We start from the raw sequence: 25,525 nt of genomic DNA, 5'->3' as shown, positions 1-25,525 counted from the left end.
CCGACCGGGCGAGAGGCCAACCCCACAGCGCCCCCCGGCCCCAGCCCCGCGGCCGCGGCCAACGCGGAAGCCGACGTGCGCTGCACGCCACCGTCCCACCGCAGGCCACCCTCGTCAACGAGCATGTTCCCACTCAACCACCCAGCACCGACAGACCTGCACGATGAGCACCGAAACCAGCGCTGAACTGCGACGATACCCATCTTCGGTCAGTGCGTAGGACGGTCCTACGGGTCCAGGGTCACATGGCCCTGGCCAGGCTCCGGCGCAGCGCCCACGTCCCGACCAGGACGAGCGCGAGCGCCATACCGACCAGGACCGCCAACGGTCCGAGGATGTCGACGAGGCCGGCGTCGCGACGCTGGATGTCGGCGAGCGCGTCGTAGGCCCAGGCGTGCGGTGTCACGTGCGCGACCGTGCGCAGGGTGTCGGGGAAGATCTCGAGGGGCATCATCCCTCCACCGAGCGCAGCGAGCACCAGGCCGGCGCCGACTCCGAGACCCGACGCCGCTCCCTCGTTGTCGATGAGCGAGCCGAGCAGCATGGCCGCGCCGGCCGACACCGTGCTGAAGATCAGCAGCACCAGCACGGTCAGCGCGGGAGTGCCCCAGTTGACGTCGAACAGCACGGCCGTCGCGAGCATGATGTAGAGGCCCTGGAACAGCGCGATGGCAAGCCGCCCCAGCCCTTGCCCGACCAGCACCTGCCCGATGCTGACCGGAGCGGCGACGGAGCGCGCGATGATGCCCCGGCGCCGGGCCTGGATCAGTGTGACCGACCCGGCCAGCGAGCTCAGGAAGACGAACAGGAGCAGCTGTGAGGAGGCGCCCAGGTCGAACTGGCCCAGCCCGGCGAACTCCTGCGCCAGCTCGTCCACCTCGCCGCCCCGCACCTGCAGGGTCGGTGGGCTCACCTCTTCCGCGGCTCTCGCGAGCGCTGTCTCGATCTGTGCCTGCGATGCGCCTCGACCGCTGAGGGCAGCCACCTGACCTTGGTATGTCGTGGCCTCCCGGACCGCGCTCCGCACCAGCTGCACGGTGGTCTGCGCGGCGGCCTGGGAGCTGGGGATCATCTGCACCTGGACGTCCTGACCCTCATCGAAGGCCGCCGCCTGGTCGCTGCTGATGACCAGGCCGACATCGGTCCGCCCCCGGGCCACCTGCTCCCGCATACCGTCGAGGTCGGTGTAGGCGACCGCCACGTCGTCGCCCTCCAGCTGCGCTGCGATCGACGCGCGCAGGGTGTTCTCCTCGCCGGCGACCGCTACCCGTCCGGCGGGGCCCTGGCCACCGAACTGCAGACCGAGCACCATGACCAGGGCCAGCGGGAAGATGAAGACGAAGAAGATGTTGGACCGGTCGCGCAGGAACCGGCGCAGCTCGACGGCCGCGATCGCCAGGGCGGCGCGGATGCGGTTCATAGTCGGGCTCCACGGTCCGGGACCACGCGGGAGATCAGCAGGACGACGACGGCGAAGCCCAGCAGCAAGGCGACCGGAGCACCCAGATCGCCGATCCCGCCACCCCCGGCGCTGATACCCAGGCCGCGGGTGAAGGCGGCCACGGGGTTGAGGTCGAGCAGGCTGCCGACCGTGCCCGTCGCCGCGATCGGGAAGAAGGCCCCGCCGGCGATGCCGAGCACGATGGCCACGATCGACTGGGCAACCCCGGCCTGCTCGGCGGTCTGCGCGATCCGGGCGATGATGAACATGATGGAGGTGCTCGCCAGCACGACGCAGACGATCAGCACGGCGACCGCGCCGGGGGAGCCGAAGCCGACGTCGAAGAACCACCCGCCCACCGTGAGCAGGACGGTGGTGGCGACGACGCCGAGCACACAGCTGACCAGAGCCTTGGCGGTCACAACCGCGCTGGGTCGCATCGGCATCGAGCGCAACCGGGCCAGGGTGCCCTGCTCCCGTTCGGCCACCAGGCCCAGCACCCCGAACCCGACGGTGAAGAGCAGGAAGAACCCGGCCTGTCCGGCCACCAGAGCCGCCGCAGCTCCGAGCTGCTCGGAGGAGGCCTCTCCCGGGACCAGCTCGATGAAGGGTCCTGCGGTGGCGGCCTGCTGGGCGATCTGCGCCAGCTCGGCGGGACCGAGCTCCAGTTGGGCACCGGCGGTGCCGGCCACCGTGCCGGCCGTGAACTGGTCCAGCACCCCCTGCAGCACGGAGAGCACGATGTCGGTCTCCAGACCGGCCTCGTCGCCCTCGGTGACCTGCACGTCGAGACCTTGTCCGCTGAACAGCCCCGCGGCGAACCCGTCGGGCACGACCACCCCGAGATCGGCCTCGCCGGACTCGGCCAGCTCCGCGACCTGTGCGCCATCGACCTCCTGGACCGTCACGTCCATCGCGTCCACCTGCCCGAGGACCTGGACGAACGCACCGGCCAGTGGATCGTCGTCCGGCGTCGAGACGGCGACCGTGACCGGTTGCAGCTCGGGGTCCTGCACCCCGCCGAAGACGAGGTTGAAGACGTACATGAGGGCCAGGGGCACCACGAGGGCGAAGATGATGACCGACCGGTCGCGCACTCGTTGGCGCAGGTCCGAGGCCGTCATCGTCAGCACCGTGCGGACCATCGCGCGCTCACCACCCTCAGTCCCGCCTGCCGCAGTCCCGCCACCATCTGTCCCGAGTCCATCAGTCTCGGAGCGCCTTGCCGGTCAGATGCAGGAAGACCGACTCCAGGTCCGGACGGGCGATCTCCACGTCGCTGAGCGACATACCGGCGTCGGTGGCGCTGTTGACGACCGCGGCGACCGCAGTGGGCGCGTCGTGCACCGTGAGGTGCAGCGTGCGCCGGTCGGCGTCGACCTGGGTGACGGCCGGTATGTCGCGCAGCGCCGCCGCAGCGGCCTGCGTGTCACCGGAACCGGTGATCCGGATGGTGTCGAGTCCGCCGGTGAGCCGGACGAGCTCGGCGCGGGTGCCCTCGGCCTGGATCCGGCCGGAGTCGATGATCGCGATCCGGTCGCACAGCCGCTCGGCCTCCTCCATGTAGTGCGTGGTGTAGAGCACCGCGATGCCCTCCACCGATAGGTTCTCGACCGACTCCAGGATGGCGTTGCGGGACTGCGGGTCCACGCCGACGGTCGGCTCGTCGAGGATCAGCAGCCTCGGTTGGTGCAGCAGACCGATGCCGATGTTGAGGCGCCGCTTCATCCCGCCGGAGTACTTCTTGGTGGCCTCCTTGGCCCGGTCCGCCAGGCCGATCAGGTCGAGCACCTCCTGGGCGCGGGCCTTGAGTGCACTGCCGCCCAGGCCCTGGAGCCGGCCGAAGAAGACCAGGTTCTCGCGAGCCGTCAGCTCCGGGTAGATGGCGAGGTCCTGGGGGACCAGACCGATGTGCCGCTTGGGCTCGACCCGGTCGGGACCCATCTGCTCGCCGGCCACGGTGATGCTGCCTGCGTCGGCGGGGATGAGCCCGGCGACCATCGAGATCGTCGTGGTCTTGCCCGCCCCGTTGGGCCCGAGCAACCCGACGGTCTGCCCTGCGGCGATCTCGAAGGACACCCCGTCGACAGCGGTCATCTTGCCGAACCGGCGGACCACGTCGGTGACCACGAGCACCGGCTCGGCGCCCTCGCGGCGTCGGTCTTGCAGCGACGCCTGGGTCTGTCGACCTGCCTTGTCGCTGCTTCCTGCTGTCCGCTCGCTTGCTCGGGTGACCACAACGGCAACGGTAGGGCTCGCGGGTGGCGCTGGACAGTGACAAATGTCCTCGGTTGCCCGTGACGGGTGGGCCGGCCCGGCTGTGGACGTAAACGTCGCCCTGTCGGTGTCCGCGGGTACGGTCGTGCCGTGGCAATCCGGGTGAAGTCTGCGACGTGGGTCAACGGTGTCACCGATTACGCGGTCGCCCGTGTCGTCGGAGACATCTCGCTGACCCGCGGGCGGCAGTATGCCCGCGACGGTGCGGTGCTCACGCTCGTGGAGGGCGCGCAGGGTGATCTGCTGCTGGCCACCGTGCAGGGCAGCGGGGCCCAGGCATACCAGACCATCGTCGAGCGGATCGACGGCTCCGACGGCTCGCCTCCGGACTGGGCAGGTCGGTGCAGCTGCCCGATGCGGGTCGACTGCAAGCACACCGCCGCCGTCCTGCTGACCGCGCGCGACGCGTTCTCGCTGACCGAAGCGCCGTTGCCGCCGCCGTGGGAGCAGGTGCTTGCGCCGCTGGCCACCACGGCCGCGCAGCCCGGCGACCTGCCGAGGGTCGCCCTGGAGGTGAGCCTGTCCACCCGCCCGGGTCGCAGCTCCGAGCGGCGGATCGACCTGCGTCCGATGCGGGAGGGCAAGAGCAAACCGTGGGTCAAGCAGGGCGCCAACTGGTCCGACTTCGGGACCACCTCGGCCTGGCGGCCGGCGCAGGTGCGGCCCGACCAGCACGCCGTGATCACCGAGCTGATCGGGCTGCACCGTGCGCACACTCCTGCCTTCTACGGCTTCGGGACACCCGACGTCCACCTGGGTGCGTTCGGTGCCTCTGTGTGGCCGTTGCTGCGCCGCTGCGCGCAGGCGGGCATCCGGCTGATCACCCGCGGCCCCGAGCTCACCGACGTGCGCCTGGTCGACGACCCGGCGCAGGTCGTGCTCGACGTCACCCGCACAGCCGAGGGCGGACTGTCGGCGCGCCCGGCGCTGCGACTGGCAGAACATCGCGGGGGTGGCGACATCCTGCTGTTGGGCAGCCCCGCGCACGGGGTCGGGTTGCTCGACGCGCAGGGCACCCTGACGCTGGCGCCCCTCTCGGTGCCGCCGCCCACCGAGCTCGCCCCGCTGCTGACCGGTGGCAATGAGATCGCGATCCCTGCCGCAGACGCCCCGCGCTTCCTCGCGCTCTACTACCCGGTCCTGGCCCGCCGTATGCCGGTCGAGTCCTCCGATCACAGCGTCGCCCTGCCGACCGATGTCGCGCCGGTGCTCACCCTCGACGCGACCTACCACTCGGGGCACCGGGTGCGGCTCTCCTGGGGCTTCGCCTACCGGTTGCCCAAGGAGTACGACGACGCGCCCAGGGAGCACGATGACGAGGAGTCGCTGGTCCGCGTCGGCCTGCATCCCGGCGAGCACGACCCGCCGCGCGATCTGGAGCACGAGCGGCGCTTGCTCGACAGCCTCACCGAGCTGGCAGCCATACCCCGGATGACGCATCGCTCCGCCTCGGGTGTCGTGCAGCCCTACCCCCAGGGCGGGTTGTTCGGCATGGACACCGTGACCTTCAGCACCGAGGTGATGCCTGCCCTGCAGGCCCGCGACGACGTCATCGTGCGGGTCGAGGGTGAGCCCCCGACATACCAGGAGGCCGACGAGGCTCCGGTCGTCCACCTGGAGACGGTCGACGACGGCGCGCAGCCCGACGGTGACTGGTTCGACCTGCACGTCTCGGTGACCGTCGACGGGCAGGACGTGCCGTTCGAGCCACTGTTTTCGGCCATGTCCCTCGGTGAGGAGGTGATGCTGCTGGACTCCGGCACCTACTTCTCCCTCGACCGGCCGGAGCTGACGTCGCTGCGCACCCTGATCGACGAGGCGCGCGAGCTCACCGACGTGCGACGCGACACGTTGCGGGTCTCGCGCTATCAGGTGGGGTGGTGGGAGGAGCTGGTCTCGCTCGGCGTGGTCGACCGGCAGAGCAACCGCTGGGGGGCCGCGGTCGACGCGCTGCTCGGGATGGGGGACCGGGAGCCCGCGCCGGTGCCCGAGTCGCTGCGGGCGGCCCTGCGGCCCTACCAGGTGCAGGGCTACGACTGGCTGTGCACGCTCTGGGACGCCCGGCTGGGTGGGGTGCTGGCCGACGACATGGGCCTGGGCAAGACGGTGCAGACCCTGGCGATGGCAGCACGCGCACGCGAGCGGGGCGACCTCGCCGACCCGTTGCTGGTGGTGGCACCCGCCAGCGTCGTCGGCACCTGGAGCGACGAGGCAGCCCGGTTCGTGCCCGACCTGAAGGTCGTGGTGATCGGCGCCACGCAACGTCGGCGCGGGCTCAGCCTGGCCGAGGCCGTCGCAGACGCTGACATCGTCGTCACCTCCTACACGCTGCTGCGCCTCGAAGACACGGACTACCAGGCGTTGTCCTGGTCCGGCTTGGTGCTCGACGAGGCGCAGTTCGTCAAGAACCACCGCTCCCGCACCTACCAGGCGGCGCGCCGACTGGGGGCGCCCTTCACCCTGGCGATCACCGGCACCCCGCTGGAGAACTCGCTGATGGACCTGTGGTCGATGCTGTCGCTGGCCGCGCCCGGGCTGTTCCCGCGTCCCGAGGTGTTCACCGAGCGCTACCGCAAGCCGATCGAGAGCGGCGCCTCGCCGGAGCAGCTGGCGGTGCTGCGGCAACGGCTGCGGCCGTTCATGCTGCGGCGCACCAAGGACCAGGTTGCGCCCGAGCTGCCCGCCAAGCAGGAGCAGACGCTGCACATCGAGCTCAGTCCCGCGCACCGGCGGATCTACGGCCAGCATCTGCAGCGCGAGCGGCAGCGGGTGCTCGGCCTGCTCGACGACATGGACCGCAACCGGGTCGCCATCTTCCGGGCGCTCACCCTGCTGCGGCAGATGAGCCTGGATCCGGGCCTGGTCGACCCGGTGTATGCCGGCACCGGCCCGTCCGCCAAGGTCGAGGCGCTGATGGAGCAGCTGCAGGAGCTGGCGGCCGAGGGGCACCGGGCACTGGTCTTCAGCTCGTTCACCGGCTTCCTCAAGCTCGTGCGTGAGCGGCTGGATGCTGCCGGGATCGGCTACAGCTACCTGGACGGGCGCACCCGCGACAGGCCGGCGCGCATCGCCGGCTTCCGCGACGGCAACGACCCGGTGTTCTTGATCAGCCTCAAGGCCGGGGGGTTCGGGCTGACCCTGACCGAGGCCGACTATGTCTTCATCCTCGACCCGTGGTGGAACCCGGCCGCCGAGGCCCAGGCCGTCGACCGCACGCACCGGATCGGCCAGACGCGCTCGGTGATGGTCTACCGGATGGTGTCGCAGGACACGATCGAGGACAAGGTCGTGGCGCTGCAGGCCCGCAAGCGCGACCTGTTCAACCAGGTGATCGACGAGGGGAAGTTCACCGGGGCAGCCATCAGCGCCGACGACATCCGGGGGGTACTCGAGGTCTGAGCCCCGAGCCCGGAGACCTGAGGCCTGAGACCTGAGGTCAACTGCCCATCGGGAGGCTTACTGCGGCGGCACGGCGCACCCGTCGGGCCCGCACGCCTCGCCCGCTGCCTGCCCGCTCGCGCCCGCTGCCTGCTCGCTCGCGCCCGCGGTGACCGGGACCAGCTGCGGTGCCCGGTCCGCCTGTGCCCGGCGGATGGCGTCGACGAAGACCTCCACGGGCTGTGCGCCGGACACGCCGTACCGGCCGTCGATGACCGTGAACGGGACACCGGAGGCACCGTAGGCCTGAGCTTGGGCCTGCTCAGCGGCCACGTCGTGCGCGTAGTCGTCGGCGGCCAGCACACCCTCGACCCGGGCGGCCGGGAGTCCGGCCTCGGTGGCCAGGGTCTGCAGCACGGCGGGGTCGGAGATGTCGTGGCCCTGGGTGAAGTAGGCGAGCAGGAAGCGCTCCTTGACCCTGTCCTGCAACCCGGCGGACCCCTTCGACTCCAGCTCCGCGGCCAGATGCAGCAGCCGGTGCGCGTCGACGGTGTTGCCCCGGCCGGCGTCCTCCAGGTGGAAGTCCAGTCCCTCTTCTGCGGCGACCTGCGTCATCTGCTCGCTCATCGCCTGCCCGGCCGCGAGCCCGCCGCCGTACTTGTGCCCCAGGTGCTCGGCAACCCCTTGTCCGTGACCCGGCTCCCCGGGCCGCGGCGCCGACGGGTCGAGCTGGAAGGCACGCCAGACGACGGGTATGTCTTCGCCTCCGATCTGCGTCAGCGCGGACTCCAGCCGTCGCTTGCCGATGTAGCACCACGGGCAGACGACGTCGGACCAGACCTCGATGTTCAACGGGCCGGGGGACAGGGTCGGTTCGCTCATGTCCGCGGCAACGTGTCCCGGGTGCGCAGTGTTCCGGTTGCCCGCGCAGGGTCCGGCTGCCCACGCAGGGTTCCGGTGATCACCCGTCCGGATGAATGTGACATATGGGTCGCCTCAGCGGCACCAACGTCACATTCTTGCGCGGATGGCGCGGATGGCGCGGATGGCGCGGTTGGCGCGGATGGCGCGGATGGCGCGGGGGCCTACGGATGCGGCGTGGCGTGCCCTGCCACGGTCACTGGTGGCGTCGCTCGAAGGCGGCCATGACCTCGGCGGCGATCCGGCCGCGCGGCGAGACCGCATACCCCTGTTCTTGCGCCCAGGCCCGCACCTGCGCGGCGCTCGGCGGTGTCGCGGGAGAGATATCGGCGAGCCGGCTCGTGCCGCCGGCCTCGTCCGCCGCCTCCTGCACCGAGGCGGCGAGGAAGCGGTAGGTCCACTCCTGCGCCAGCGCGCGCGTCTCGCAGAACAGGATGGGCACCGAAGGGAAGCGGGCATGGCACTCGGCCAGCCCGTCGGCCACGACCGCCGGGCGCACCCGCTCCAGCGCGAAGACCCTCGAGTACTTGTCCTCGACCACCACCGCAGCCCGCGGCAGATCGGCCAGCGCCGCCAGCAGGTAGCGCATCTTGCCACCGGTGAGGGTCTGCACCAGGTCGGGCAGACTTTTGCGCTCGACGGCGGCCACGACTTGCCCGTCCCACTCGACGGCATAGTCGCCCGCGGGCAGACCACGGGTTGTGGTGCTCGCCTGCTGGTGGCTGAAGTTCCACGCGTAGCGTTCGTGGCTGTCGACCAGGATCGGCAGATCCACCACCCCCGCCGCGCGTGCCGTGGGCAGGGTCGCGGCGGGTCGGGCCTGCTTGGCGGTGCGCGCGGTCTGCCAGAAGATCGCCTCCCGTCCGCCGCGGATGCGGGTCAGCACGAACTGCGACCGGTTCTCCCGCCCGCGGCCCAGCACCAGGTCGATGGCCGCACCGCGGCGCACGCACGAGCGCACCGGGACAGACTCGACCAGGTCGGGCTGGGCCGGCCAGCCGACCGCGCGGTGGCAGTAGACCTTGCTGGTCCGTGGCCAGGTGTCCTTGGCCTTGAGCACGATGCCGTCCGGCCCGAGCGGGATCCGCAGCAGGAAGGGCAGCGTCGTGCCCTCCTCGGGGTTGCGCGCGATGAGGAAGTCCTGCGGCATACCTCCACCGTATGCCGCAAGTAGGCCGAGTCCGATGGCCTCGGCCACGACGCGGGTCCATGATGGGCGACGTGGCCACAGGACGGGTGCCGGACCGCGGGCGTGGGTCACCCCGCGGTTATGTCGGGGTCGTCGGCCCGAGCGAGGCGGCCGACGAGGAGTGTGCGTTGGCCCGGGAGGTCGGCGCGCTGCTGGCCGGGCACGGGTTCGCGGTCATCACCGGCGGCCTCGGCGGGATCATGCGGGCCGCGTCCCAGGGTACGGCCGAGGCCGGTGGGCTGAGCATCGGGCTGCTGCCCGGCGCCTCCCGGGACGATGCCAACCCGCACGTCACGATCGCGCTGCCCACGGGGATGGGGGAGATGCGCAACGCGCTGCTGGTGCGCAGCTGCGACGCGATCATCGCGGTCGGCGGCAGCTGGGGCACGCTCAGCGAGGTCGCGCTGGCCTGCCGCGCCGGTCTCCCGGTCGTTGCTCTGGGCGGCTGGGACCTGCCCGTGACCGGCGGTCCTGCCGCGGCAGCAACCCCCGCGGAGGCCGTCGACCTCGTGCTGTCCCGGATCGCGCCCGCCTGATCAAGCGCCGCCCCGCGTTGGTGGGCGCCACATCCCGAGCAACTCGCGGTTCTGAGGCGCACCATCCCCAGCAGATCGGAGCGAGCTATCCGGCCGCGACAACGCGCCGACACCCCCTCCCTTCGGGTGCTTGCGTCGGGCGGTTTCAGCCCGCATACTCACCATGTGGACCACAGTTCCATGATGTGAGACTGACCAGAAGGACGCTTTCCCATGATTATGAATGCCCCCTCCGTCGACCAGAGCGGCCGCAACGTACCCATCAACCTCCGCCAGTCCGGCCGCACCCCGGTCGAGATGCTGATCGACACGCGTGTGCGCAAGTCGCCGTACTGGCACCTCGCGCACGAGGCCGGGTGCTGGCGCGCCCAGGTCTACAACCGGATGTACCACCCGCGCGGCTACGTGCGCCCCGAGGACGGCGGGATGATGGTGGAGTACGACGCGCTGGTCAACCACGTGACCATGTGGAACGTCGCCGTCGAACGGCAGATCCAGGTGAAGGGTCCGGACGCCGAGGCCTTCACCAACTACGTGATCACCCGCGACGCCGCCAAGATCCCGCCGATGCGTGCGCGCTACGTCATCCTGTGCAACCAGGCCGGCGGCATCCTCAACGACCCGGTGCTCCTGCGCATCGCCGAGGACGAGTTCTGGTTCAGCCTGTCCGACAGCGATCTGATGCTGTGGCTGCAGGGGGTCAACGTCGCCAAGGGCTTCGATGTCACGATCCGCGAGATCGACGTCTGCCCGGTGCAGATCCAGGGGCCCAAGTCCGAGGCGCTGATGACTGACCTGTTCGGCTCGGAGATCGGTGAGCTCCCGTCCTACGGCCTGCTCGCCTCCAGCATCGGCGGCTGTGACGTCATCGTCTCCCAGACCGGCTTCACCGGCGAGAAGGGCTACGAGATCTACCTCTACGACGCCACGCTGAACGCCGAGACGATGTGGAACGCCGTGCTCGAGGCCGGCAAGGCGCACCAGCTGATGGTCATCGCCCCCGCGCACCACCGCCGGATCGCCGCGGGCATCCTGTCCTGGGGTCAGGACATGGACTTCGAGACCCTGCCCTTCCAGGTCAACCTGGGCTACCAGGTGCCCAAGACCAAGGAGGCCGACTACATCGGCAAGGCGGTCCTGGAGGAGACGCGGGCGCGGCTCGAGGCCGGCACGCACCCCTACTCGCACACGCTGGTCGGGATGAAGCTCGGCGGGCAGCAGATCACCGACTACGCCCCCGACTTCTGGCTGATCAGCACCAGCGAGGGCGGCGACCCGGTCGGCTACGTGACCTCGCCGTGGTATTCCCCGGAGCTGGAGACCAACATCGCCATGGGCCACGTGCCGGTGTGGGCCAGCGCGCGCGGCACCGAGCTGTGGATCCACCTGCCGCAGGAGTATGCCGACACGCCCGGCAAGCCGGTGCAGGCCGAGGTCGTGGAGATGCCCTTCCGGCCCTCGGTCAACCCCAACCAGCGGGAGATCCTGAAGGAGAAGGGCCTGGAAGCCGCGGTCTGAGGCTCCCCGCAGCGGTGGTCGCCCCCGGGGGGCGGTCACCGCTGCTGTGTCCCCGGGCTGGCGTCGGAACCTCCGGTGGCGATCGAGGCGCAGGATGTCGTGCGCACCTTCGGGGCCACCCGCGCGGTCGACGGGGTCAGCCTGCAGGTGGCGCAGGGTGAGATCTACGGCTTCCTCGGGCCCAACGGTGCTGGCAAGTCCACCCTCACCCGGGTGCTGTGCACACTGCTCGCCCCGACCGAGGGCCGCGCCCGGGTCGCGGGGTATGACGTGAGCAGCCAGGCCGGGGAGGTGCGCCTGCGGATCGGGGCGGCGCTGCAGGATGCGGCGCCGGACGAGAAACAGACCGGCGTGGAGATGCTGCGGCTGCAAGGGCGCTTCTACGGCCTGTCCCGCAAGGACACCGAGCATCGACTGCACATGCTGCGGGAGCTCATCGACATCGGTGATGCCCTGGAGCAGCGGGTCGGCACCTACAGCGGCGGCATGAAGGGCCGCCTCGACCTCGCGCTCGCGCTCGTGCACGACCCCAAGGTCCTCTTCCTGGACGAGCCGACCACGGGCCTGGGCCCGGTCAGCCGCACCACGGTGTGGCAGGAGGTGCGCCGGCTCAACACCGAGCTGGGGATGACCGTGTTCCTGACCACGCAGTACCTCGAGGAGGCCGACACCCTGGCCGACCGGGTCGGCATCATCAACCACGGCCGGATCGCCGCCGAGGGCACTCGGAGGAGCTGAAGCGGTCGGTGGGCCGGGACCTGGTCGTGGTGAGCGTCGACGGCGACGTGGCGGCAGCACGACATACCGTCAGCGACGTCCGCGGGGTCGAGCAGGTCGACGTCTCCGGGCAGGTCCTCACCGCCCGGGTCTCCGACGGAGCGGGCACCGTCAGCCCGATCGCCGTGGCCCTCTCCGGCGCAGACGGTGTCGAGGTCACCGAGCTGTCGCTGCGCCGCCCGACACTGGACGACGTGTTCCTCTCGGTCACCGGGGAGCAGATCAGCGCCGAGGAAGACGCGGCCATCGGGGCCGACGACAAGGCAGGAGTCCCGGCATGAGCACCACCACCCCGGCCCGGACCGACGAGGTCGGCCCCGACAGCGGCCGCGACACCGCACCGGTGTATGCCCGGCACGCCGGGTTCGTGCGTGACCTCGGCTCGGTGGCCATGCGGGCGCTGCGTCAGCTCCCGCGGGAGCCGGAGGCCATCATCCCCGCGCTGATCATCCCGGTGTTCTTCTTCATCGTGAACGTCGGCGCCCTGCAGGACGTGGCGGAGCGCGGCGGGGTGCCGGACTTCCGCGCCTTCCAGATCCCGGTGGCCATCGTCTTCGCCGTGACCGGCATCTCCCGGGCCAGCGCCCTGGTCACCGACATCACCGGGGGTTACTTCGATCGGCTGCTGCTCACCCCGATGAGTCGCACCGCGCTGCTGCTGGGGCTGATGATCAGTGACCTGGTGCTGGTCATCGCGCTGTCGATCCCCGTGCTGGTCCTCGGCTTCGCCGTCGGGGTGAGCTTCGAGACCGGCTTCCTGGGCATCCTGGTGTTCCTGGGCATGGCGGGGCTCTGGGGGTTGGCGTTCACCGGCTTCCCTTACGCGATCGCGCTACGCACGGGCAACCCGGCCGCGGTCAACTCCTCGTTCCTGCTGTTCTTCCCCTTCGCCTTCCTGACCACGGCCTTCCTGCCCCAGGAGGCACTGACCGGGTGGCTGGCCACGATCGCCGACTACAACCCGGTCACCTACCTGCTCGCCGCACTGCGCTCGCTGCTCACGCAGGGGTGGGAGCCGACCACCCTGCTGCAGGGGCTGGCGGCCACCCTGGCTGTGGGGGCCGTGAGCTTCACGCTGGCGTTCCTCGCGTTGCGCGGCCGGGTCTCCCGCGCTGAGTCCGCCACGCGCCTGGTGCAGACCCACCTGATAAAGCAGTGGTCGTCACCGGGGCAGGTCAGTAGCGTGTTCGGATGACCATCCGTCCCGCCAACGCCGAAGAGGCCACCGCGGCGCTCGAGCTCATTGTCCGGCGCCAGGCGGAGGCGAGCACGGCCTGCAGCTACATCGGGACCGAGCGCACCGCCCTCCTCGCCGAGCTCGAGGACCTGTCTCCACCGTGGCGCGAGACGTTGCGCGTCGCGATCCAGGACGGCGAGGTCGTCGGAGCCGTCTGCGTGGACCACGACATGGAGACCGAGCGCAGCTGGATCCACGGACCGTGGACGACCGATGCCTCGACCTGGCAGCGCTGTGCCAGGGCCCTGGTGGAAGCGGCGATCGAGCAGACTCCGGAGGAGATCGGTGACCACGAGGTGGCCGGGTCTCCAGCGCACACCGGGCTCGCCGGCCTGGGTGAGATCCTCGGCTGGAGCCGCAGCGAGACCAACATCGCCTACGCCGCCCGGTCCGCCGAAGGCTGGCCGGAGGTGTCCGCACCGGTGCGCCCCGCGGTGCCGGCCGACGTGCCCGCGATGGCCGTGCTCCACGACGAGGCCTTCCCCCGCGCCTCGGCCACCGCCAGCCAGATGGTGCTGGAGTCGGACCGGACCAGCGTCGTGCTGGACGATGCGGGGAGTGGCGAGGCAGGTCCGAGCACACCCGGCGCTGGGCTCCTCGGCTACGCCTCGGGCCAGGTCCTCGCCGACGGGACGGCCTATCTGGATTTCGTCGCAGTCGCGGCGCCGGCGCGCGGCCAGGGGTTGGCCGCGCAGCTGCTCGCCGTGGTGGGGCGAGACCTGCTCGGCCGGGCGCCGGAGGGTGGGGTGAGCCTCTCGGTCAAGGAGGGCAACGCACCGGCGATCGCCCTCTACGAGCGCTTCGGCTTCGCCCGAGAGGCCGAGCTCGTCGGCTATCGGTCGCGTCCCTACGACCCCGACTGACGCTGGTCCAGCATACTGCATCATGATTCACAGAGACATGATGCTATGATGCAACATGCGTACGACCATCACACTGACTCCTGAGGCGGAGACTCTCGTCCGCCGGACCATGCTCCACCGGGGTCTGTCCTTCAAGGACGCCGTCAACGAGGCGATCGTGGTCGGTCTCACGGCGGGTCACGAGCGGCAGCCCGTCTCCACGCCCACCTTCGACCTCGGGCGCACGAGGGTCCCGGTGGAGCAGGCGCTGCGGCTGGCGGGGGAGTTGGAGGACGAGGAGCTGCTGCGCAAGCGGGCGATGGGCAAGTGAAGGTCGTCGACGCCAACGTGCTGCTGTATGCCGTGGACCGGGGGGCCGAGCACCATCAGGTGTCCAAGACTTGGCTGGATCGGGCGCTGGCAGGACACGAGGCCGTGCTGCTGCCGTGGCTGAGCCTGTTGGCCTTCCTGCGGCTCAGCACGCACCCCGCCGTCCACGACCAGCCGCTCACGGTCGACCAGGCCCTGGACATCGTCGAGGTCTGGGTCGGGGCTCCGGCCGCGATCACCAGCGAGCCCGACAGCGCGCACACCGGTCGGCTGCGCACGCTGCTGGGCGCCACCGGGCACGGCGGCAACCTGGTCAACGACGCACACCTGGCCGCACTCGCGGTGCAGCATCGCGCGACCGTGGTCACCTTCGACTCCGACTTCGGCCGATTTCCCGGCGTGCAGTGGGAGCGGCCGAGCCCGTGACGGGACCCTGTGGACAGCCTCACCTGCTGTCGCGCTCGGCGCGGACCGCGGCGACCGGGTCGAGATCGGCCGTCACGGCGGTGCGGGAGCGGACGCGGTCCGCCAGCTCGCGTCGAGTTGGTCGCTCCGACAGGAGCGCCGCGAGGGTGCCGCCGAGCTCGTAGGCGGCCTCTTCGTCCTGGCCGGTCACCTCGCCCATCACCTCCAGCACCTCCGCGGACTGTCGCCAGCCCAGTGCGCCCACGATGGAGGTCACCGAGCGGAGCGCACCCGTCGTGTCGTAGCGCCCGTGCACGTAGAGGCCGAACGGCGCTCCGTGCGTGCCTCCCGCCGAGTCGTCCGGGGACCCACTGCGTGACAGGGCTCCGCCGATCTGCAGGAACGTGCTGTCGAAGAAGTGCTTGAGCGCCCCCGACATGTAGCCGAAGTTGGCCGGGGTGCCCAGCAGGTAGCCGTCGGCGTCGAGGACGTCCTGCGCGGTGGCCTCCAAGGCCGGGCGGACCACCACCTCGACGCCGGTGATGGCGTCGTCGTGTGCGCCGGCCAACACCGCCTCGGTCAGCGTGCGCACCCCGCGCGTGGGGGAGTGGTGCACCACCAGCAGCCGCGCCACGACATACACCTCCGCTCCTCTGCGCTCCGACGCTACCGCGGGCGCACCCCCGACGGGCGGATAGTTCGATAAGTGTTTACATTCGAGGTATGTCGTTTCCCCTCAGCCGCATCATGTCCGCCGCCACCGCCTGCTACGGCGTCTACGCCCTCACCCAGCCCGGTCACCTCGCCTCGGCGATGAAGGTGCCCAGCGCCCAGAAGCCGGCGTGGGACCTGATGGCCTACACCTACGCCGCCCGTGACCTCCCCGTCTCGGCAGCGGGCATGTGGTCCTCCTCGCCCCAGGTGGTCACCACGGCGATGGTGCTGCGTATCCTCGGCGATCTGAGCGACGCGACCATCCTCGGGCTCGCCACCGACGATGAGGAGGCGCGCACCAAGGCGCTGACCGCCACCCTGAGCTGGGCTGGGCTCAACACCGTGGCCCTGGTCATCGACCGCCGCCGCTACAAGAAGAAGCTGAAGTCGCAGGCGCTGCTCCTGCCCTGACCGGGCGTGGGTAGGGTCGGCGTATGCCGGAGCTCGACCCCACGTTCACCGTGCTGCCCCTGGCAGCCCTGGCCGACGCCGCGCTGAGCCGTGCCCGCGACCTCGGCGCCGCGCACGCCGACCTGCGGGTCGTGCGGACCAAGACGCTGCACCGGGTGCTGCGCGACGCCAAGCTCGAGGGATCCTCGGACGCCTCCGAGCTCGGGCTCAGCGTCCGCGTCATCCACCAGGGCTCCTGGGGCTTCGCCGCTGGAGTCGCTCTGAGCACCGAGGAGGCCGCGCGCCTCGCCGACCAGGCGGTGGCGATGGCCCGGGTGGCCCAGCCGCTGGTCCCGGCCGCGGTCGACCTCGCGGCCGAGCCGGTGCACGCCGAGCAGACCTGGGTCTCCGCATACGATGTCAACCCCTTCGACGTCCCCGAGGGAGAACGGCACGGTCGGCTGCTCGAGCTGTCGCAGCGGCTCCTGGCTGCCGACGGCGTGCAGCATGCCACCGCCCGTCTGCTGGCGGTGCAGGAGAACACGTTCTACGCCGACACCGCCGGCACCTCGACCACACAGCAGCGGGTGCGCATCGCCCCTGAGCTGGAGGCGCTGCACGTCGGCGACACCGGGTTCTTCGCCATGAACACCGTCGCCCCGCCCGCGGGCCGCGGCTGGGAGTACCTCACCGGCACCGGCTGGGACTTCGACGCCGAGGTCGCGCAGCTCCCCGACTGGCTGGTCGAGCACGCCCGGGCCCCGTCGGTCGAGGCCGGCCGCTATGACCTGGTCGTTGAGCCGAGCAACCTGTGGCTGACCATCCACGAGTCGGTTGCGCACGGCACCGAGCTGGACCGTGCGCTGGGCTACGAGGCGGCCTACGCCGGCACCTCGTTCGCCACCTTCGACCGGCTGGGCAGCTTGCACTACGGCTCGGAGCACATGCACGTCACCGGCGACCGGGTCACCGAGCACGGCCTGTCCACGGTCGGCTTCGACGACGAGGGCGTTGCCGCGCAGAGCTTCGACATCATCTCGGCCGGGGTGCTGGTCGGCTACCAGCTCAACCGGCAGATGGCCGCCGAGAAGGGTCTCGGCCGATCCAACGGCTGCGCCTACGCCGACTCCGCCGGGCACATCCCGCTGCAGCGTATGCCGAACGTCTCGCTGACCCCCGACCCTGAGGGGCCCGACGTGGCCGGGCTGATCGCCGGGGTCGAGCGTGGGCTCTACGTCGTGGGCAACAACTCGTGGTCCATCGACATGCAGCGCTACAACTTCCAGTTCACCGCCCAGCGGTTCTTTGCCATCCAGGACGGCGAGCTGGCCGGGCAGGTCAAGGACGCCGCCTACCAGGCCACGACCACCGACTTCTGGGGGTCCATGGACGCGGTCGGCGGGCCCTCGACCTACCTGCTGGCCGGCACGTTCAGCTGCGGCAAGGGGCAACCGGGGCAGGGCGCGCCGGTCAGCCACGGGGCACCGGCGGCGCGGTTCCGGGACGTGAATGTGCTCAACACCAGGTCGGGAGGTGAGGTGTGATGAGCCAGATGTCCGAAGGGAGAAGCATCGAGGCGCCGGTGGTCGACTGGGTCGAGGAGGCGCTGGCTTCCTGCACTGCTCGCGACTGCACGGTCATCGTGCAGGAGTCGCACGAGGTCAACCTGCGCTGGGCCGCCAATGCGCTGACCACCAACGGCGCGATGACGACCCGGCAGGCCACCGTGATCAGTCACGCCGATGTCGAGGGCGGGGTCTCGGCGGCATCAGTCAGTGGCCCGCTGACCAGCGCCGAGGACCTGGTCGACTTGGTGCGCCAGGCCGACGTGGCCGCGCCCTACGCCCCGGCCGACGACGAGGCCCAGCCCCTGGTCGCGGGTGACGGCGACAACCCGAACGACGACGACTTCAGCGAATCGGCATACCGGGTGGGCCCGGAGGACTTCGCGACTCTGGCGACCGACCTGGGTCGGGCGTTCGAGCGTGCCGAGCAGTCCGGGCACCTGCTGTTCGGGTTCGCGGAGTACCGGCGGACCACGACGTGGCTGGCCAACTCGGCCGGGCTGCGCCGGCGCGCCGTGGAGCCGATGGGGCGCCTGGAGCTCAACGCCAAGATGCCTGACCTGGTCAACTCGGCCTGGGTGGGCGCGCAGACGGGCGACTTCATCGACGTCGACGTGGCGGCGATGCACGACGAGCTGGAGCGGCGGCTGGGCTGGGGCATGCGACGGGTCGACCTGCCGGCCGGGTCCTACGAGACGATCCTGCCCGCCGGTGCGGTGGTCGACCTGCTGTTCTACGCCTACCTGACGATGAGCGCACGCGACGCCGAGCAGGGCCGCAACGTGTATGCCGGGCACGAGCGCGGGCAAACTCGGATCGGGGAACGGCTCAGTGACCTGCCGCTGACGCTGGCTTCGGACCCGGCAGATGAGCGGCTGCCGGTGGCGCCGTTCGCGGTCGTGCCGAGCTCGCAGCCGGGACTGATGTCGGTCTTCGACAACGGTGCGCCGGTGGGGCGGGTCGAGTGGCTGCGCGAAGGCTCGCTGAGCGCGCTGGTGCGGACCCGGGCCGGTATGCAGCGCGCCGGGCTCGAGGGTGGCATGCCGTTCCCCAGCGAGAACCTGATCATCGACGCCGACGGCAAGGCCTCGGTGGACGACCTGATCGCTTCGACCAAGCGCGGTCTGCTGCTGACCTGCCTGTGGTACATCCGGGAGGTCGACCCGCAGACGCTGCTGCTGACCGGGCTGACCAGGGACGGGGTCTACCTGATCGAGGACGGCCAGGTGGTCGCGGCGGTCAACAACTTCCGCTTCAATGAGTCGCCGATCGACCTGCTGCGCCGAGCCACCGAGGCCGGCGTGGCCGAGCACGTGCTGTGCCGCGAGTGGAACGACTGGTTCACCCGGTCGATCGCCCCGGCGCTGCGGATCCCCGACTTCACGATGTCGACGGTGTCGCAGGCCTACTGAGGCCGCGCCTGCGGTCGGCCTCAGCGCTGCACGACCGTGAGCCCTCGCTCCTCGGCGACCTGCGCGAGTCGATCGTCGAAAGTGCCGATGCCCGCTGGGGCGTCGTCGGCGGCCAGGACGACACAGCAGTCGGGCATCTTGAGCCCGGTCGCGGCGCGCAGCGTGGCCAGCTTCACCGCGGCGTCCGCGGGGAACGGGAGCTCCTTGATCTCGAGGTCGTCGAGGGCCGCACGGATGGCATCCAGCCGGCCCTCGCGGACCGGCGCGACGAGCACTTCGGCCAGGGTCAGCGAGTTCACTGCAAGGTCCTCGTCGACCGCGCTCGACAGCAGCTGCTCGGCTGCGGCGTGGTGCGCGTCCTGCCCGTCGAGGAAGGCGATGAGGACGCTCGCGTCGAGGACGATCACGTCGGCCACTCGTCGCGCAGACCTGTCAGGTAGTCCGGGCCGTAGGCACCCGTGAACGCGCCGCTGTGCTTGCGGACGGCGTCGAGTCGGCGGCGTCGGCGCTCATCCTGGGCTTGCTGCGCGGCACGGTGTCCCTCCAACGCGAGACGCACGATCAACTGCGCGCGGCTCACCTCCGGCCAGCGACGAGCGGCATCGTCCAGGGCTTGGGCGAGGTCGTCGGTCTCGGTCACAAAATGCCGGGCACGCGTGGTGGGCATACGACGACTGTAGCACCGGCCGCCGTAGGTGATACACCTCGCCTGCCGATCGCCAGAGCTTCGCGTCGTCGTCGTGTCCACTCATTCCGCATTCAGCACACTGGTGCCCTGGGCGGGCAGGGCACCAGCGTGGCCGGGAGGGCATGAGTCGCGAACGCGCTCGTCAGATCGACCGAGATCGGCGCGGCGCGGAGGCCACCTCAACGCGTCGGTGCACAATGCGCGGGTGGACCTGGCGGAGGCTGCAGTGATGGGGGAGCGGCTGCTGCGCCGCCACGGGCTGACCGACTGGGAGCTCGCCTTCGACAACGCCCGCACCCGGTTCGGGGTATGCCGTCCCGCGCGCCGGCAGATCGGGCTCAGCAGGCGGCTGACCAAGCTGTCCTCACCCGAGGAGGTGCGCAACACGGTGCTGCACGAGATCGCGCACGCCCTGGTCGGCGCCGAGCACGGTCATGATGAGGTGTGGCGCGCCAAGGCCCTGGCCATCGGCTCGGACGGCACGCGCACCGATGACCTGCCCGACGGCGCGGAGGGACCGTGGCAGGGACGATGCCCGGCCGGCCACACGGCCAACAGGCACCGGCGGCCGAGGCGCGTGGCTTCGTGCCGCACGTGCTCGCCGAAAGCGTTCGACCCGGCGGCGATCTACGAGTGGACCTGGCGCGGGCAGCCGGCGCCGATGTTGTCGTCATGTTGGACGACGGGCCCATGCTCACCGTGCCCTTCGCGCTTGCCAGACGCCGCTGACCGACAACGCCGGCTCGGATGGCACAGGGGCGAACTATCGCGCGACCGGACCCTGGACCCCCTAAATCCTATCGAAAGACCACATCCCAGGCAGCGAGGGCGCCCCAACTGCCCGCGGTGAGATCGCCGGGGGCCCGAGCGTGGGGGGCTGGTAGCGTCGCCGAGCAGAGGGCAAGGCCGCCCCGCCACGAGGAGGTCCAATGGTGCAGATCCCGTCGACGATGCGCGTCAACGTGCTGCTGGGGCAGCGTCAGGTTGAGATGCAGGAGCGCCCGGTGCCGCGTCCCGCCCCAGGTGACGTGCTCGTGCGGGTCCGGTCCGTGGGCGTGTGCGGCTCGGATGTGCACTACTACATGGAGGGCCGGATCGGCCCGTATGTGGTGGAGTCGCCGCTGGTGCTGGGGCACGAGGTCTCCGGGGTCATCGCCGACGTCGGCGACGGCGTGTCGCCCGAGCGCATCGGGCAGCGGGTGGCGATCGAGCCGCAGCGTCCGTGCCGCCGATGCCGGCACTGCAAGAACGGCCGGTCCAACCTGTGCGAGCAGATGGAGTTCTACGCCACGCCCCCCATCGACGGCACGTTCTGCGACTACGTGGTGGCCCCGGCCGACTACGCCCACCCCGTGCCGGACGCGTTGTCCGACCACGCCGCCGCGCTGCTCGAGCCGTTCTCGGTCGGCATCTGGGCTTGCCAAAAGGCCGGGGTGCAGCCGGGCGACACGGTGCTGGTCACCGGGGGAGGGCCGATCGGCGCGCTGACCTGCCTGGCCGCCCGGTCCTTCGGCGCCGGCCGGGTGGTCGTGACCGACCTGGTGCCCAGCCGCCGCGAACGCATCCTCGGCTTCGGGGCCACCGAGGCCCACGACCCGGCCGACCCCGACTTCGACCCGGCCGCGATCGAGGCCGACGCGTTCATCGAGTGCTCCGGAGCCACCCCCGCGGTGCACGCCGGCCTGGCGGCGCTGCGGTCGGGGGGCACCGCCGTGCTGGTCGGGCTCGGACCGCCGGAGATCCCCATCCCGGTAGGCCTCGTCGCTATGAAGGAGATCGTGCTCACCGGGGTCTTCCGGTATGTCGACACGTGGCCACGGGCGATCGCGGCCGCCCAGCAGCAGGGCGTCGACCTCGACGCGCTGGTCACCGCGGAGTACGAGCTGGAGGACGCTGAGGATGCGCTGACCAGCGACTCCGACCCGGAGAGCATGAAGTCGGTCGTGGTGGTGCCGCGTGCATGAGCGTCCTCGACAGCTTCTCCCTGGCCGGTCGGACGGCCATCGTGACCGGTGGCTACCGCGGCCTGGGCATGGCCTTCGCCCGCGGCCTCGCGCAAGCGGGTGCGGACGTGGTGATCGGCGCCCGCGACGAGGCGGCGTCGCGCGAGGCAGCCGAACGGCTGGCGGAGGAGACCGGGCGCACCGTGGTCGGCGTGGCCCTGGACGTGGTCGACCGTGCTGCCTGCGAGCGGGCCCGGGACGCGGCGCTGGAGGCCACCGGGCGCCTCGACATACTGGTCAATAACGCCGGCACCTGCTATCACCGCCCGGCGCTTGAGGTGCCCGACGAGGAGTGGCGCCAGGTCTTTGACATCAACGTCGACGGGCTGTGGCGGATGAGCCGGGTCGCCGGCGAGCACTTCGCGACCACCGGGGGTGGCGCCATCGTCAACATCGGGTCCATCTCGGCGCAGATCGTGAACCGTCCGCAGCAGCAGCCGGCCTACAACGCCTCCAAGGCCGCGGTGCACCAGCTGACCAAGTCGCTGGCGGCGGAGTGGGCGCCGCTGGGCATCCGGGTCAACGCGGTGGCGCCCGGCTACGTCAAGACCGAGATGGCGCCGGTCGATGAGCCCCGGTTCCGGCAGCACTGGATCGAGGACGCCCCGATGCAGCGCTACGCGATGCCCGAGGAGATCGCGCCGACCGTCGTCTACCTGGCCTCGGACGCCTCAAGCTTCATGACCGGCTCGGTCGTGGTGATCGACGGCGGCTACACCCTGTTCTGACGCGGAGCGGAGCGCCCGAACGAAGGGGGGCCCGGTGCGCACTACGCATGGCCCCCGATCGCGGGGCGGCACACTCCCGCGGCCCCGCCCTCGAGGCGGCCGCGGGCCTCCGTCCGGCGATCTCCTGATGGCTGCGCAGCAGTCCTTCCCGGGTGAAGCCGGCCGTCTCGGCGGTGCGGATCGAGGCGAGGTTCCACGGCTCGAAGTAGAGCTCGATGCGATGCACCGGAGGCAGGGTCCACGCGAAGGCCGTGAGCGCGTCGAGTGCCTGGGTCGCGACCCGGCGCGCGCGAGCCGACGGGGCGACGCCGTAGCCGCCCGTGGTGCGGCCCTGCTCGATCGCGGTGAGCCACAGCCCGATGCCGCCCAGCGCGGTGTCGTCGGACCTGTCGGCCACGCAGAACGAGAAGCCCTTGCCTTCGGCCTGCCGGCCACGCTGCCGAGCGATGTCGTCCAGCGCCTCCCGATGGGTCGCTCGGAACGGCAGCGAGCCGATCGTGGGGACATGGCTGTCGGTGGCCAGGCCCATCACCATGTCGACGTCGCGGTCCTCGAACGCGCGAAGCCGCACCTGCCCGGAGCACGGTGCCTCCGCGGGCCAGCTGGAGGTGAAGCCCGCCACCAGGTCATTCTCCCGCCGACCCGCGGTTCGGCCGGGTTCGCCCGGGTCGGCAATGCTGGGTGTCACCGGAGACCCAACTCGGCCTTGACGGTCTCCCAGGGGATAGGGCCGTCGCCGCTTTCCTCCATCTTGCGACGAGCCTCCTGTGCGCCCCGAATGTCGACCACGTCCTCCGCCAGCTCGATCAGCCGATCCACCTCCTCGACAGCGATGTGGACGTCCACCGCGACGGTGTCGAGCGGTATGTCGAGGGTCACGGCGACCAACTCGCGGGCCATGGTCTCGACGTCGGCAATGCGGGCGGCTTGCGTGAGCCCGTCGATTCCCGTGGTTTGTTCAGGAGCCGTTGCCGGTGACGGCGCGGAGCTCGGCGACGACGTGGGCGTAGTTGACCCGTTCCTGCTCCAGCCGCACCGCCGGCCCGTGCACGTCGCCCACCAGGTCGGCATACACCTGCCCCTCCTCCTCGCTGAGCCGCCCGAGGTGCTCGCGGGAAGGTCGCGGCTCGGTGACCCACTGTCCGATGTGGGCGGCGAGGGTGTCGATGTCCATCAGCACCGACTCCACCTGCGGGAAGCTCGCTCGCAGCCGGTCCAGGATGACGAAGCCGTGGGTGTCGAGGTCACCCCAGTAGACCATCCGCGCACCGTCCAGCCACCGCACCCGAGCCAGCCGCAGCACGTCGAAGCCGGCGCCGAAGACCGCGACCACTCCCTCCAGCGGCGGTAGTGCCAAGAAGGTGATCTCGTTCTCCACGACCAGCACGCTCTCGCACGGCACCACCAGCTCGGTCAGCTCGTCCACCCGCACGGACACGTCGGTCAGCGGCGACCCCGGCAGCAGCCCGGTGCGGTCGAGGCGGCGCAGCCGGATCCGGTCGGGCTTGCCCGCGAAGCCGAACCCGGCCTCCAGCCGCCGGCCGCTGCCGGGCGCGCGCTCAGACCCCATCGCCTCCAGCAGCTCGACGAGCAGCCCCTCGTGGGTCTCGATGAACTTGGTGTCCACCCCCGGCACGTCGACCTGCCGCAGATAGACGCCGGTGCCCGCGCGATCCCGCAGCCAGAGCACGGTGCGCAGGACTCGCTCCCAGTCATCGGTATGCCGCAGCGCCCGGATCGGGTGCTGCGCCGCCCAGTCGCCGAGACCCGGGTCGGCTGCATGCGCCGCGTCCAGCAGCTCGCGGTATGCCGTCACCGCCCGGCCGACCCGAAGGCTCGCCCACGCCTGGTCCGCGGTGTCGAACCACACAGCGGCCGGGATCTCGTTGCTGCCCACCAAGCGACCGCCGACCCGGCGGGTTTCCAATCGCCAGCCCGGCCGGCGCAGCGTCTGCACCCAGGTCTGCACCGCGCCGAGGTGCTGGCCCATCTCGCGCGCGGTGGGCCCGCGCACCGGGATGCGGAGCGGCTCCCACGGCATACCGCCGGCCACCTGACGCAGCAGGTCACCCCGATCCCACCGGCGGCGCAGCGCAGCGACCACGTCGTCGGTGCTGGACCAGGCAGTCACGGGGCGTCGGCGGTGGCCCGGGCCGTCGGCGGCGCGGCCCGCTGCTCGCGGTACTCGCTGATCGTCATCGTGTGCAGCCGCGACCGCGCCCCGGTCGGGTTGTCGACGTAGCCGACCCGCTCGACGAACGGTTCGATGACGTGCACCTTCTGCAGTGGCGTGACCACGAGCAGCTGCAGCCCCAGGGTGTGGAAGAGGCGCAGCGCGTAGCGGGTGGACTCATCGGAGCCGCGGCCGAACGCCTCGTCGATCACCGCGAAGCGGAACCGCTTGGCCCGCGGGTCGCCGTCCTCGAGCCGGAACTGGTAGGCCAGCGACGCGGCGAGGATGGTGTAGGCGAGCTTCTCCTTCTGCCCGCCGGACTTGCCGTCGGAGTCGGCGTAGCTCTCGTGCTCCTGCTCGGTCTCGCGCCAGCGTTCGGAGGCGCCGAAGACCAGCCAGTTGCGTACGTCGGTGACCCGCTCGGTCCACACCTTGTCGGCGTCGGCCCGCCCCTCACGGCCGCGGAACCGGGAGATGATGGCTTCCACCTGGGCGAACTTGGTCTCCGAGTAGAGCTCGTCGTCGGTGCCGAACGCGTCCTCGGTGCAGGCGCGCAGGTCGGCGCGGAACTCGCGGACCTCCAGCCACGGGGTCGGGTGCTGCTCGAGGCGGATGTAGCGGTCGGGGTTGTAGTCGATGCCGCGCAGCGAGTCGTTGATGGTGGCGATCCGCTCCGTGATCACGTCGACCTGCTGGTTGAGCCTGGCCTGGAAGGCGGCGATCTCGCGGATCGAGTTCTCGTTGAGGTAGCGCTTGAAGTCGGCCTCGAACCGCGGCAGGTCATCGCGCGCCACCCGGTCGCGCATCTCCCGGAACTCCGGCAGGGACGCGACGCTGGCGTCCTGCTCGGTCGTCTCGGCCGGGTATGCGGTGCGGAACTCGGCCATCAGCCGCTCCGCCTTGGACTGGGCAGTGCGGAGTCGCCCGGCCACCTCGCCGGATCGCCTGTTGAGGGCGGCGCTCACCTGCTGCGCCCGGGCCGGCACGGCGCGAGCCGCTCG

The 25,525-nt window shown here is 71.0% G+C and carries 27 protein-coding genes; 15 read left to right on the top strand and 12 right to left on the bottom strand.

Annotated elements, in window-relative coordinates:
- Positions 1 to 241 precede the first annotated feature (241 nt).
- The 3 genes from ACR2FV_RS00380 to ACR2FV_RS00370 all read right to left on the bottom strand — a co-directional run bounded on the left by ACR2FV_RS00380 (position 242) and on the right by ACR2FV_RS00370 (position 3,679).
- A complete protein-coding gene (locus ACR2FV_RS00380) occupies positions 242 to 1,420 on the bottom strand; it encodes an ABC transporter permease (protein WP_434013750.1) in 1,179 nt (392 codons plus the stop codon).
- The gene (locus tag ACR2FV_RS00375; protein ID WP_434013749.1) at positions 1,417 to 2,565 is read right to left on the bottom strand and encodes an ABC transporter permease; all 1,149 of its coding nucleotides are present in this window, start codon (positions 2,563 to 2,565) and stop codon (positions 1,417 to 1,419) included. The genes ACR2FV_RS00380 and ACR2FV_RS00375 overlap by 4 nt, the downstream gene beginning before the upstream one ends.
- 82 nt (positions 2,566 to 2,647) lie before the next feature.
- Positions 2,648 to 3,679, bottom strand: coding sequence for an ABC transporter ATP-binding protein (locus tag ACR2FV_RS00370; RefSeq protein WP_434013748.1), 1,032 nt, complete (start codon positions 3,677 to 3,679; stop codon positions 2,648 to 2,650).
- 129 nt (positions 3,680 to 3,808) lie between these two features.
- On the opposite strand from ACR2FV_RS00370, the gene ACR2FV_RS00365 reads away from it, so the two are divergent.
- Entirely contained in the window at positions 3,809 to 7,117 is a 3,309-nt protein-coding gene (locus tag ACR2FV_RS00365) for an SNF2-related protein (RefSeq protein WP_434013747.1), read from the top strand.
- 57 nt (positions 7,118 to 7,174) lie between these two features.
- Here the strand turns inward: ACR2FV_RS00365 and ACR2FV_RS00360 are convergent, their stop codons facing one another.
- Both ACR2FV_RS00360 and ACR2FV_RS00355 read right to left on the bottom strand, forming a co-directional pair.
- Entirely contained in the window at positions 7,175 to 7,978 is an 804-nt protein-coding gene (locus ACR2FV_RS00360; protein ID WP_434013746.1) for a DsbA family oxidoreductase, read from the bottom strand.
- A 235-nt stretch (positions 7,979 to 8,213) separates the two neighbouring features.
- Entirely contained in the window at positions 8,214 to 9,215 is a 1,002-nt protein-coding gene (locus ACR2FV_RS00355) for an Lsr2 family DNA-binding protein (protein ID WP_434013745.1), read from the bottom strand.
- 23 nt (positions 9,216 to 9,238) lie between these two features.
- On the opposite strand from ACR2FV_RS00355, the gene ACR2FV_RS00350 reads away from it, so the two are divergent.
- The 8 genes from ACR2FV_RS00350 (at position 9,239) to ACR2FV_RS00315 (ending at position 14,872) form a co-directional block, all read left to right on the top strand.
- Positions 9,239 to 9,742: a TIGR00725 family protein gene (locus ACR2FV_RS00350; protein WP_434013744.1), complete on the top strand. Its 504-nt coding sequence runs from the start codon at positions 9,239 to 9,241 to the stop codon at positions 9,740 to 9,742.
- A 219-nt stretch (positions 9,743 to 9,961) separates the two neighbouring features.
- The gene (locus tag ACR2FV_RS00345) at positions 9,962 to 11,260 is read left to right on the top strand and encodes a glycine cleavage T C-terminal barrel domain-containing protein (RefSeq protein WP_434013743.1); all 1,299 of its coding nucleotides are present in this window, start codon (positions 9,962 to 9,964) and stop codon (positions 11,258 to 11,260) included.
- 75 nt (positions 11,261 to 11,335) lie between these two features.
- Positions 11,336 to 11,998: an ABC transporter ATP-binding protein gene (locus ACR2FV_RS00340; RefSeq protein ID WP_434013742.1), complete on the top strand. Its 663-nt coding sequence runs from the start codon at positions 11,336 to 11,338 to the stop codon at positions 11,996 to 11,998.
- 8 nt (positions 11,999 to 12,006) lie between these two features.
- On the top strand, positions 12,007 to 12,318 hold the full coding sequence (locus ACR2FV_RS00335) for a DUF4162 domain-containing protein (RefSeq protein WP_434013741.1): 312 nt from the start codon (positions 12,007 to 12,009) through the stop codon (positions 12,316 to 12,318).
- Positions 12,315 to 13,232: an ABC transporter permease gene (locus ACR2FV_RS00330; RefSeq protein ID WP_434013740.1), complete on the top strand. Its 918-nt coding sequence runs from the start codon at positions 12,315 to 12,317 to the stop codon at positions 13,230 to 13,232. The genes ACR2FV_RS00335 and ACR2FV_RS00330 overlap by 4 nt, the downstream gene beginning before the upstream one ends.
- Positions 13,229 to 14,137 (top strand): GNAT family N-acetyltransferase, encoded by a 909-nt coding sequence (locus ACR2FV_RS00325; RefSeq protein WP_434013739.1) that lies wholly within the window; start codon positions 13,229 to 13,231, stop codon positions 14,135 to 14,137. Before ACR2FV_RS00330 ends, ACR2FV_RS00325 begins: the two co-directional genes overlap by 4 nt.
- Positions 14,138 to 14,192: 55 nt before the next feature.
- A complete protein-coding gene (locus tag ACR2FV_RS00320) occupies positions 14,193 to 14,447 on the top strand; it encodes an antitoxin (protein WP_434013738.1) in 255 nt (84 codons plus the stop codon).
- Entirely contained in the window at positions 14,444 to 14,872 is a 429-nt protein-coding gene (locus tag ACR2FV_RS00315; protein WP_434013737.1) for a TA system VapC family ribonuclease toxin, read from the top strand. The genes ACR2FV_RS00320 and ACR2FV_RS00315 overlap by 4 nt, the downstream gene beginning before the upstream one ends.
- A 19-nt stretch (positions 14,873 to 14,891) precedes the next feature.
- Here ACR2FV_RS00315 and ACR2FV_RS00310 read toward each other — a convergent pair whose 3' ends face one another.
- A complete protein-coding gene (locus tag ACR2FV_RS00310; protein ID WP_434013736.1) occupies positions 14,892 to 15,494 on the bottom strand; it encodes a flavodoxin family protein in 603 nt (200 codons plus the stop codon).
- An 80-nt stretch (positions 15,495 to 15,574) separates the two neighbouring features.
- On the opposite strand from ACR2FV_RS00310, the gene ACR2FV_RS00305 reads away from it, so the two are divergent.
- The 3 genes from ACR2FV_RS00305 to ACR2FV_RS00295 are packed head-to-tail and all read left to right on the top strand — an operon-like array spanning position 15,575 to position 18,932.
- The gene (locus ACR2FV_RS00305) at positions 15,575 to 15,976 is read left to right on the top strand and encodes a hypothetical protein (protein ID WP_434013735.1); all 402 of its coding nucleotides are present in this window, start codon (positions 15,575 to 15,577) and stop codon (positions 15,974 to 15,976) included.
- A gap of 23 nt (positions 15,977 to 15,999) precedes the next feature.
- Positions 16,000 to 17,499: a TldD/PmbA family protein gene (locus ACR2FV_RS00300; RefSeq protein ID WP_434013734.1), complete on the top strand. Its 1,500-nt coding sequence runs from the start codon at positions 16,000 to 16,002 to the stop codon at positions 17,497 to 17,499.
- Positions 17,499 to 18,932: a metallopeptidase TldD-related protein gene (locus tag ACR2FV_RS00295; protein WP_434013733.1), complete on the top strand. Its 1,434-nt coding sequence runs from the start codon at positions 17,499 to 17,501 to the stop codon at positions 18,930 to 18,932. Before ACR2FV_RS00300 ends, ACR2FV_RS00295 begins: the two co-directional genes overlap by 1 nt.
- 20 nt (positions 18,933 to 18,952) lie before the next feature.
- Here ACR2FV_RS00295 and ACR2FV_RS00290 read toward each other — a convergent pair whose 3' ends face one another.
- Complete coding sequence (locus ACR2FV_RS00290; protein WP_434013732.1) at positions 18,953 to 19,339, bottom strand: type II toxin-antitoxin system VapC family toxin; 387 nt, start codon at positions 19,337 to 19,339, stop codon at positions 18,953 to 18,955.
- Positions 19,336 to 19,599: a hypothetical protein gene (locus tag ACR2FV_RS00285; protein WP_434013731.1), complete on the bottom strand. Its 264-nt coding sequence runs from the start codon at positions 19,597 to 19,599 to the stop codon at positions 19,336 to 19,338. Before ACR2FV_RS00285 ends, ACR2FV_RS00290 begins: the two co-directional genes overlap by 4 nt.
- A 226-nt stretch (positions 19,600 to 19,825) precedes the next feature.
- Between ACR2FV_RS00285 and ACR2FV_RS00280 the strand changes: the two genes are divergently transcribed.
- From ACR2FV_RS00280 to ACR2FV_RS00270, 3 genes are all read left to right on the top strand, one after another.
- Positions 19,826 to 20,470 carry a SprT-like domain-containing protein gene (locus ACR2FV_RS00280; RefSeq protein ID WP_434013730.1) on the top strand — a complete coding sequence of 215 codons (645 nt, stop codon included), beginning with the start codon at positions 19,826 to 19,828 and terminating at the stop codon, positions 20,468 to 20,470.
- A gap of 79 nt (positions 20,471 to 20,549) precedes the next feature.
- A complete protein-coding gene (locus tag ACR2FV_RS00275; protein ID WP_434013729.1) occupies positions 20,550 to 21,584 on the top strand; it encodes an NAD(P)-dependent alcohol dehydrogenase in 1,035 nt (344 codons plus the stop codon).
- The gene (locus ACR2FV_RS00270; RefSeq protein WP_434013728.1) at positions 21,581 to 22,351 is read left to right on the top strand and encodes an SDR family NAD(P)-dependent oxidoreductase; all 771 of its coding nucleotides are present in this window, start codon (positions 21,581 to 21,583) and stop codon (positions 22,349 to 22,351) included. Before ACR2FV_RS00275 ends, ACR2FV_RS00270 begins: the two co-directional genes overlap by 4 nt.
- Here the strand turns inward: ACR2FV_RS00270 and ACR2FV_RS00265 are convergent.
- From ACR2FV_RS00265 to ACR2FV_RS00250, 4 genes are all read right to left on the bottom strand, one after another.
- The gene (locus ACR2FV_RS00265) at positions 22,302 to 22,973 is read right to left on the bottom strand and encodes a GNAT family N-acetyltransferase (RefSeq protein WP_434013727.1); all 672 of its coding nucleotides are present in this window, start codon (positions 22,971 to 22,973) and stop codon (positions 22,302 to 22,304) included. The two genes, ACR2FV_RS00270 and ACR2FV_RS00265, sit on opposite strands and share 50 nt — an antisense overlap.
- Before the next feature lie 62 nt (positions 22,974 to 23,035).
- Positions 23,036 to 23,251 (bottom strand): hypothetical protein, encoded by a 216-nt coding sequence (locus ACR2FV_RS00260; protein ID WP_434013726.1) that lies wholly within the window; start codon positions 23,249 to 23,251, stop codon positions 23,036 to 23,038.
- Positions 23,252 to 23,309: 58 nt separating this feature from the next.
- Complete coding sequence (locus ACR2FV_RS00255; RefSeq protein ID WP_434013725.1) at positions 23,310 to 24,482, bottom strand: Wadjet anti-phage system protein JetD domain-containing protein; 1,173 nt, start codon at positions 24,480 to 24,482, stop codon at positions 23,310 to 23,312.
- Positions 24,479 to 25,525 (bottom strand): SbcC/MukB-like Walker B domain-containing protein (locus ACR2FV_RS00250; protein WP_434013724.1); only part of this gene is annotated, 1,047 nt, incomplete at its 5' end. The genes ACR2FV_RS00250 and ACR2FV_RS00255, both read right to left, overlap by 4 nt.

This window comes from Ornithinimicrobium sp., assembly GCF_051004135.1.
In the GTDB taxonomy this organism is placed as follows: domain Bacteria; phylum Actinomycetota; class Actinomycetes; order Actinomycetales; family Dermatophilaceae; genus Ornithinicoccus.
The sequence above is the reverse complement of the archived record's forward strand: the minus strand, read 5'-3'. Positions and strand labels throughout refer to the sequence as shown.

Excerpts from the sequence above, each read along its gene's own strand:
- ACR2FV_RS00380 (WP_434013750.1), bottom strand. The coding sequence starts at position 1,420 with ATGAACCGCATCCGCGCCGCCCTGGCGATCGCGGCCGTCGAGCTGCGC.
- ACR2FV_RS00375 (WP_434013749.1), bottom strand. The coding sequence starts at position 2,565 with ATGACGGCCTCGGACCTGCGCCAACGAGTGCGCGACCGGTCGGTCATC.
- ACR2FV_RS00360 (WP_434013746.1), bottom strand. The coding sequence starts at position 7,978 with ATGAGCGAACCGACCCTGTCCCCCGGCCCGTTGAACATCGAGGTCTGG.
- ACR2FV_RS00345 (WP_434013743.1), top strand. The coding sequence starts at position 9,962 with ATGAATGCCCCCTCCGTCGACCAGAGCGGCCGCAACGTACCCATCAAC.
- ACR2FV_RS00330 (WP_434013740.1), top strand. The coding sequence starts at position 12,315 with ATGAGCACCACCACCCCGGCCCGGACCGACGAGGTCGGCCCCGACAGC.
- ACR2FV_RS00325 (WP_434013739.1), top strand. The coding sequence starts at position 13,229 with ATGACCATCCGTCCCGCCAACGCCGAAGAGGCCACCGCGGCGCTCGAG.
- ACR2FV_RS00320 (WP_434013738.1), top strand. The coding sequence starts at position 14,193 with ATGCGTACGACCATCACACTGACTCCTGAGGCGGAGACTCTCGTCCGC.
- ACR2FV_RS00305 (WP_434013735.1), top strand. The coding sequence starts at position 15,575 with ATGTCGTTTCCCCTCAGCCGCATCATGTCCGCCGCCACCGCCTGCTAC.
- ACR2FV_RS00300 (WP_434013734.1), top strand. The coding sequence starts at position 16,000 with ATGCCGGAGCTCGACCCCACGTTCACCGTGCTGCCCCTGGCAGCCCTG.
- ACR2FV_RS00295 (WP_434013733.1), top strand. The coding sequence starts at position 17,499 with ATGAGCCAGATGTCCGAAGGGAGAAGCATCGAGGCGCCGGTGGTCGAC.
- ACR2FV_RS00285 (WP_434013731.1), bottom strand. The coding sequence starts at position 19,599 with ATGCCCACCACGCGTGCCCGGCATTTTGTGACCGAGACCGACGACCTC.
- ACR2FV_RS00275 (WP_434013729.1), top strand. The coding sequence starts at position 20,550 with ATGGTGCAGATCCCGTCGACGATGCGCGTCAACGTGCTGCTGGGGCAG.
- ACR2FV_RS00270 (WP_434013728.1), top strand. The coding sequence starts at position 21,581 with ATGAGCGTCCTCGACAGCTTCTCCCTGGCCGGTCGGACGGCCATCGTG.
- ACR2FV_RS00260 (WP_434013726.1), bottom strand. The coding sequence starts at position 23,251 with ATGGCCCGCGAGTTGGTCGCCGTGACCCTCGACATACCGCTCGACACC.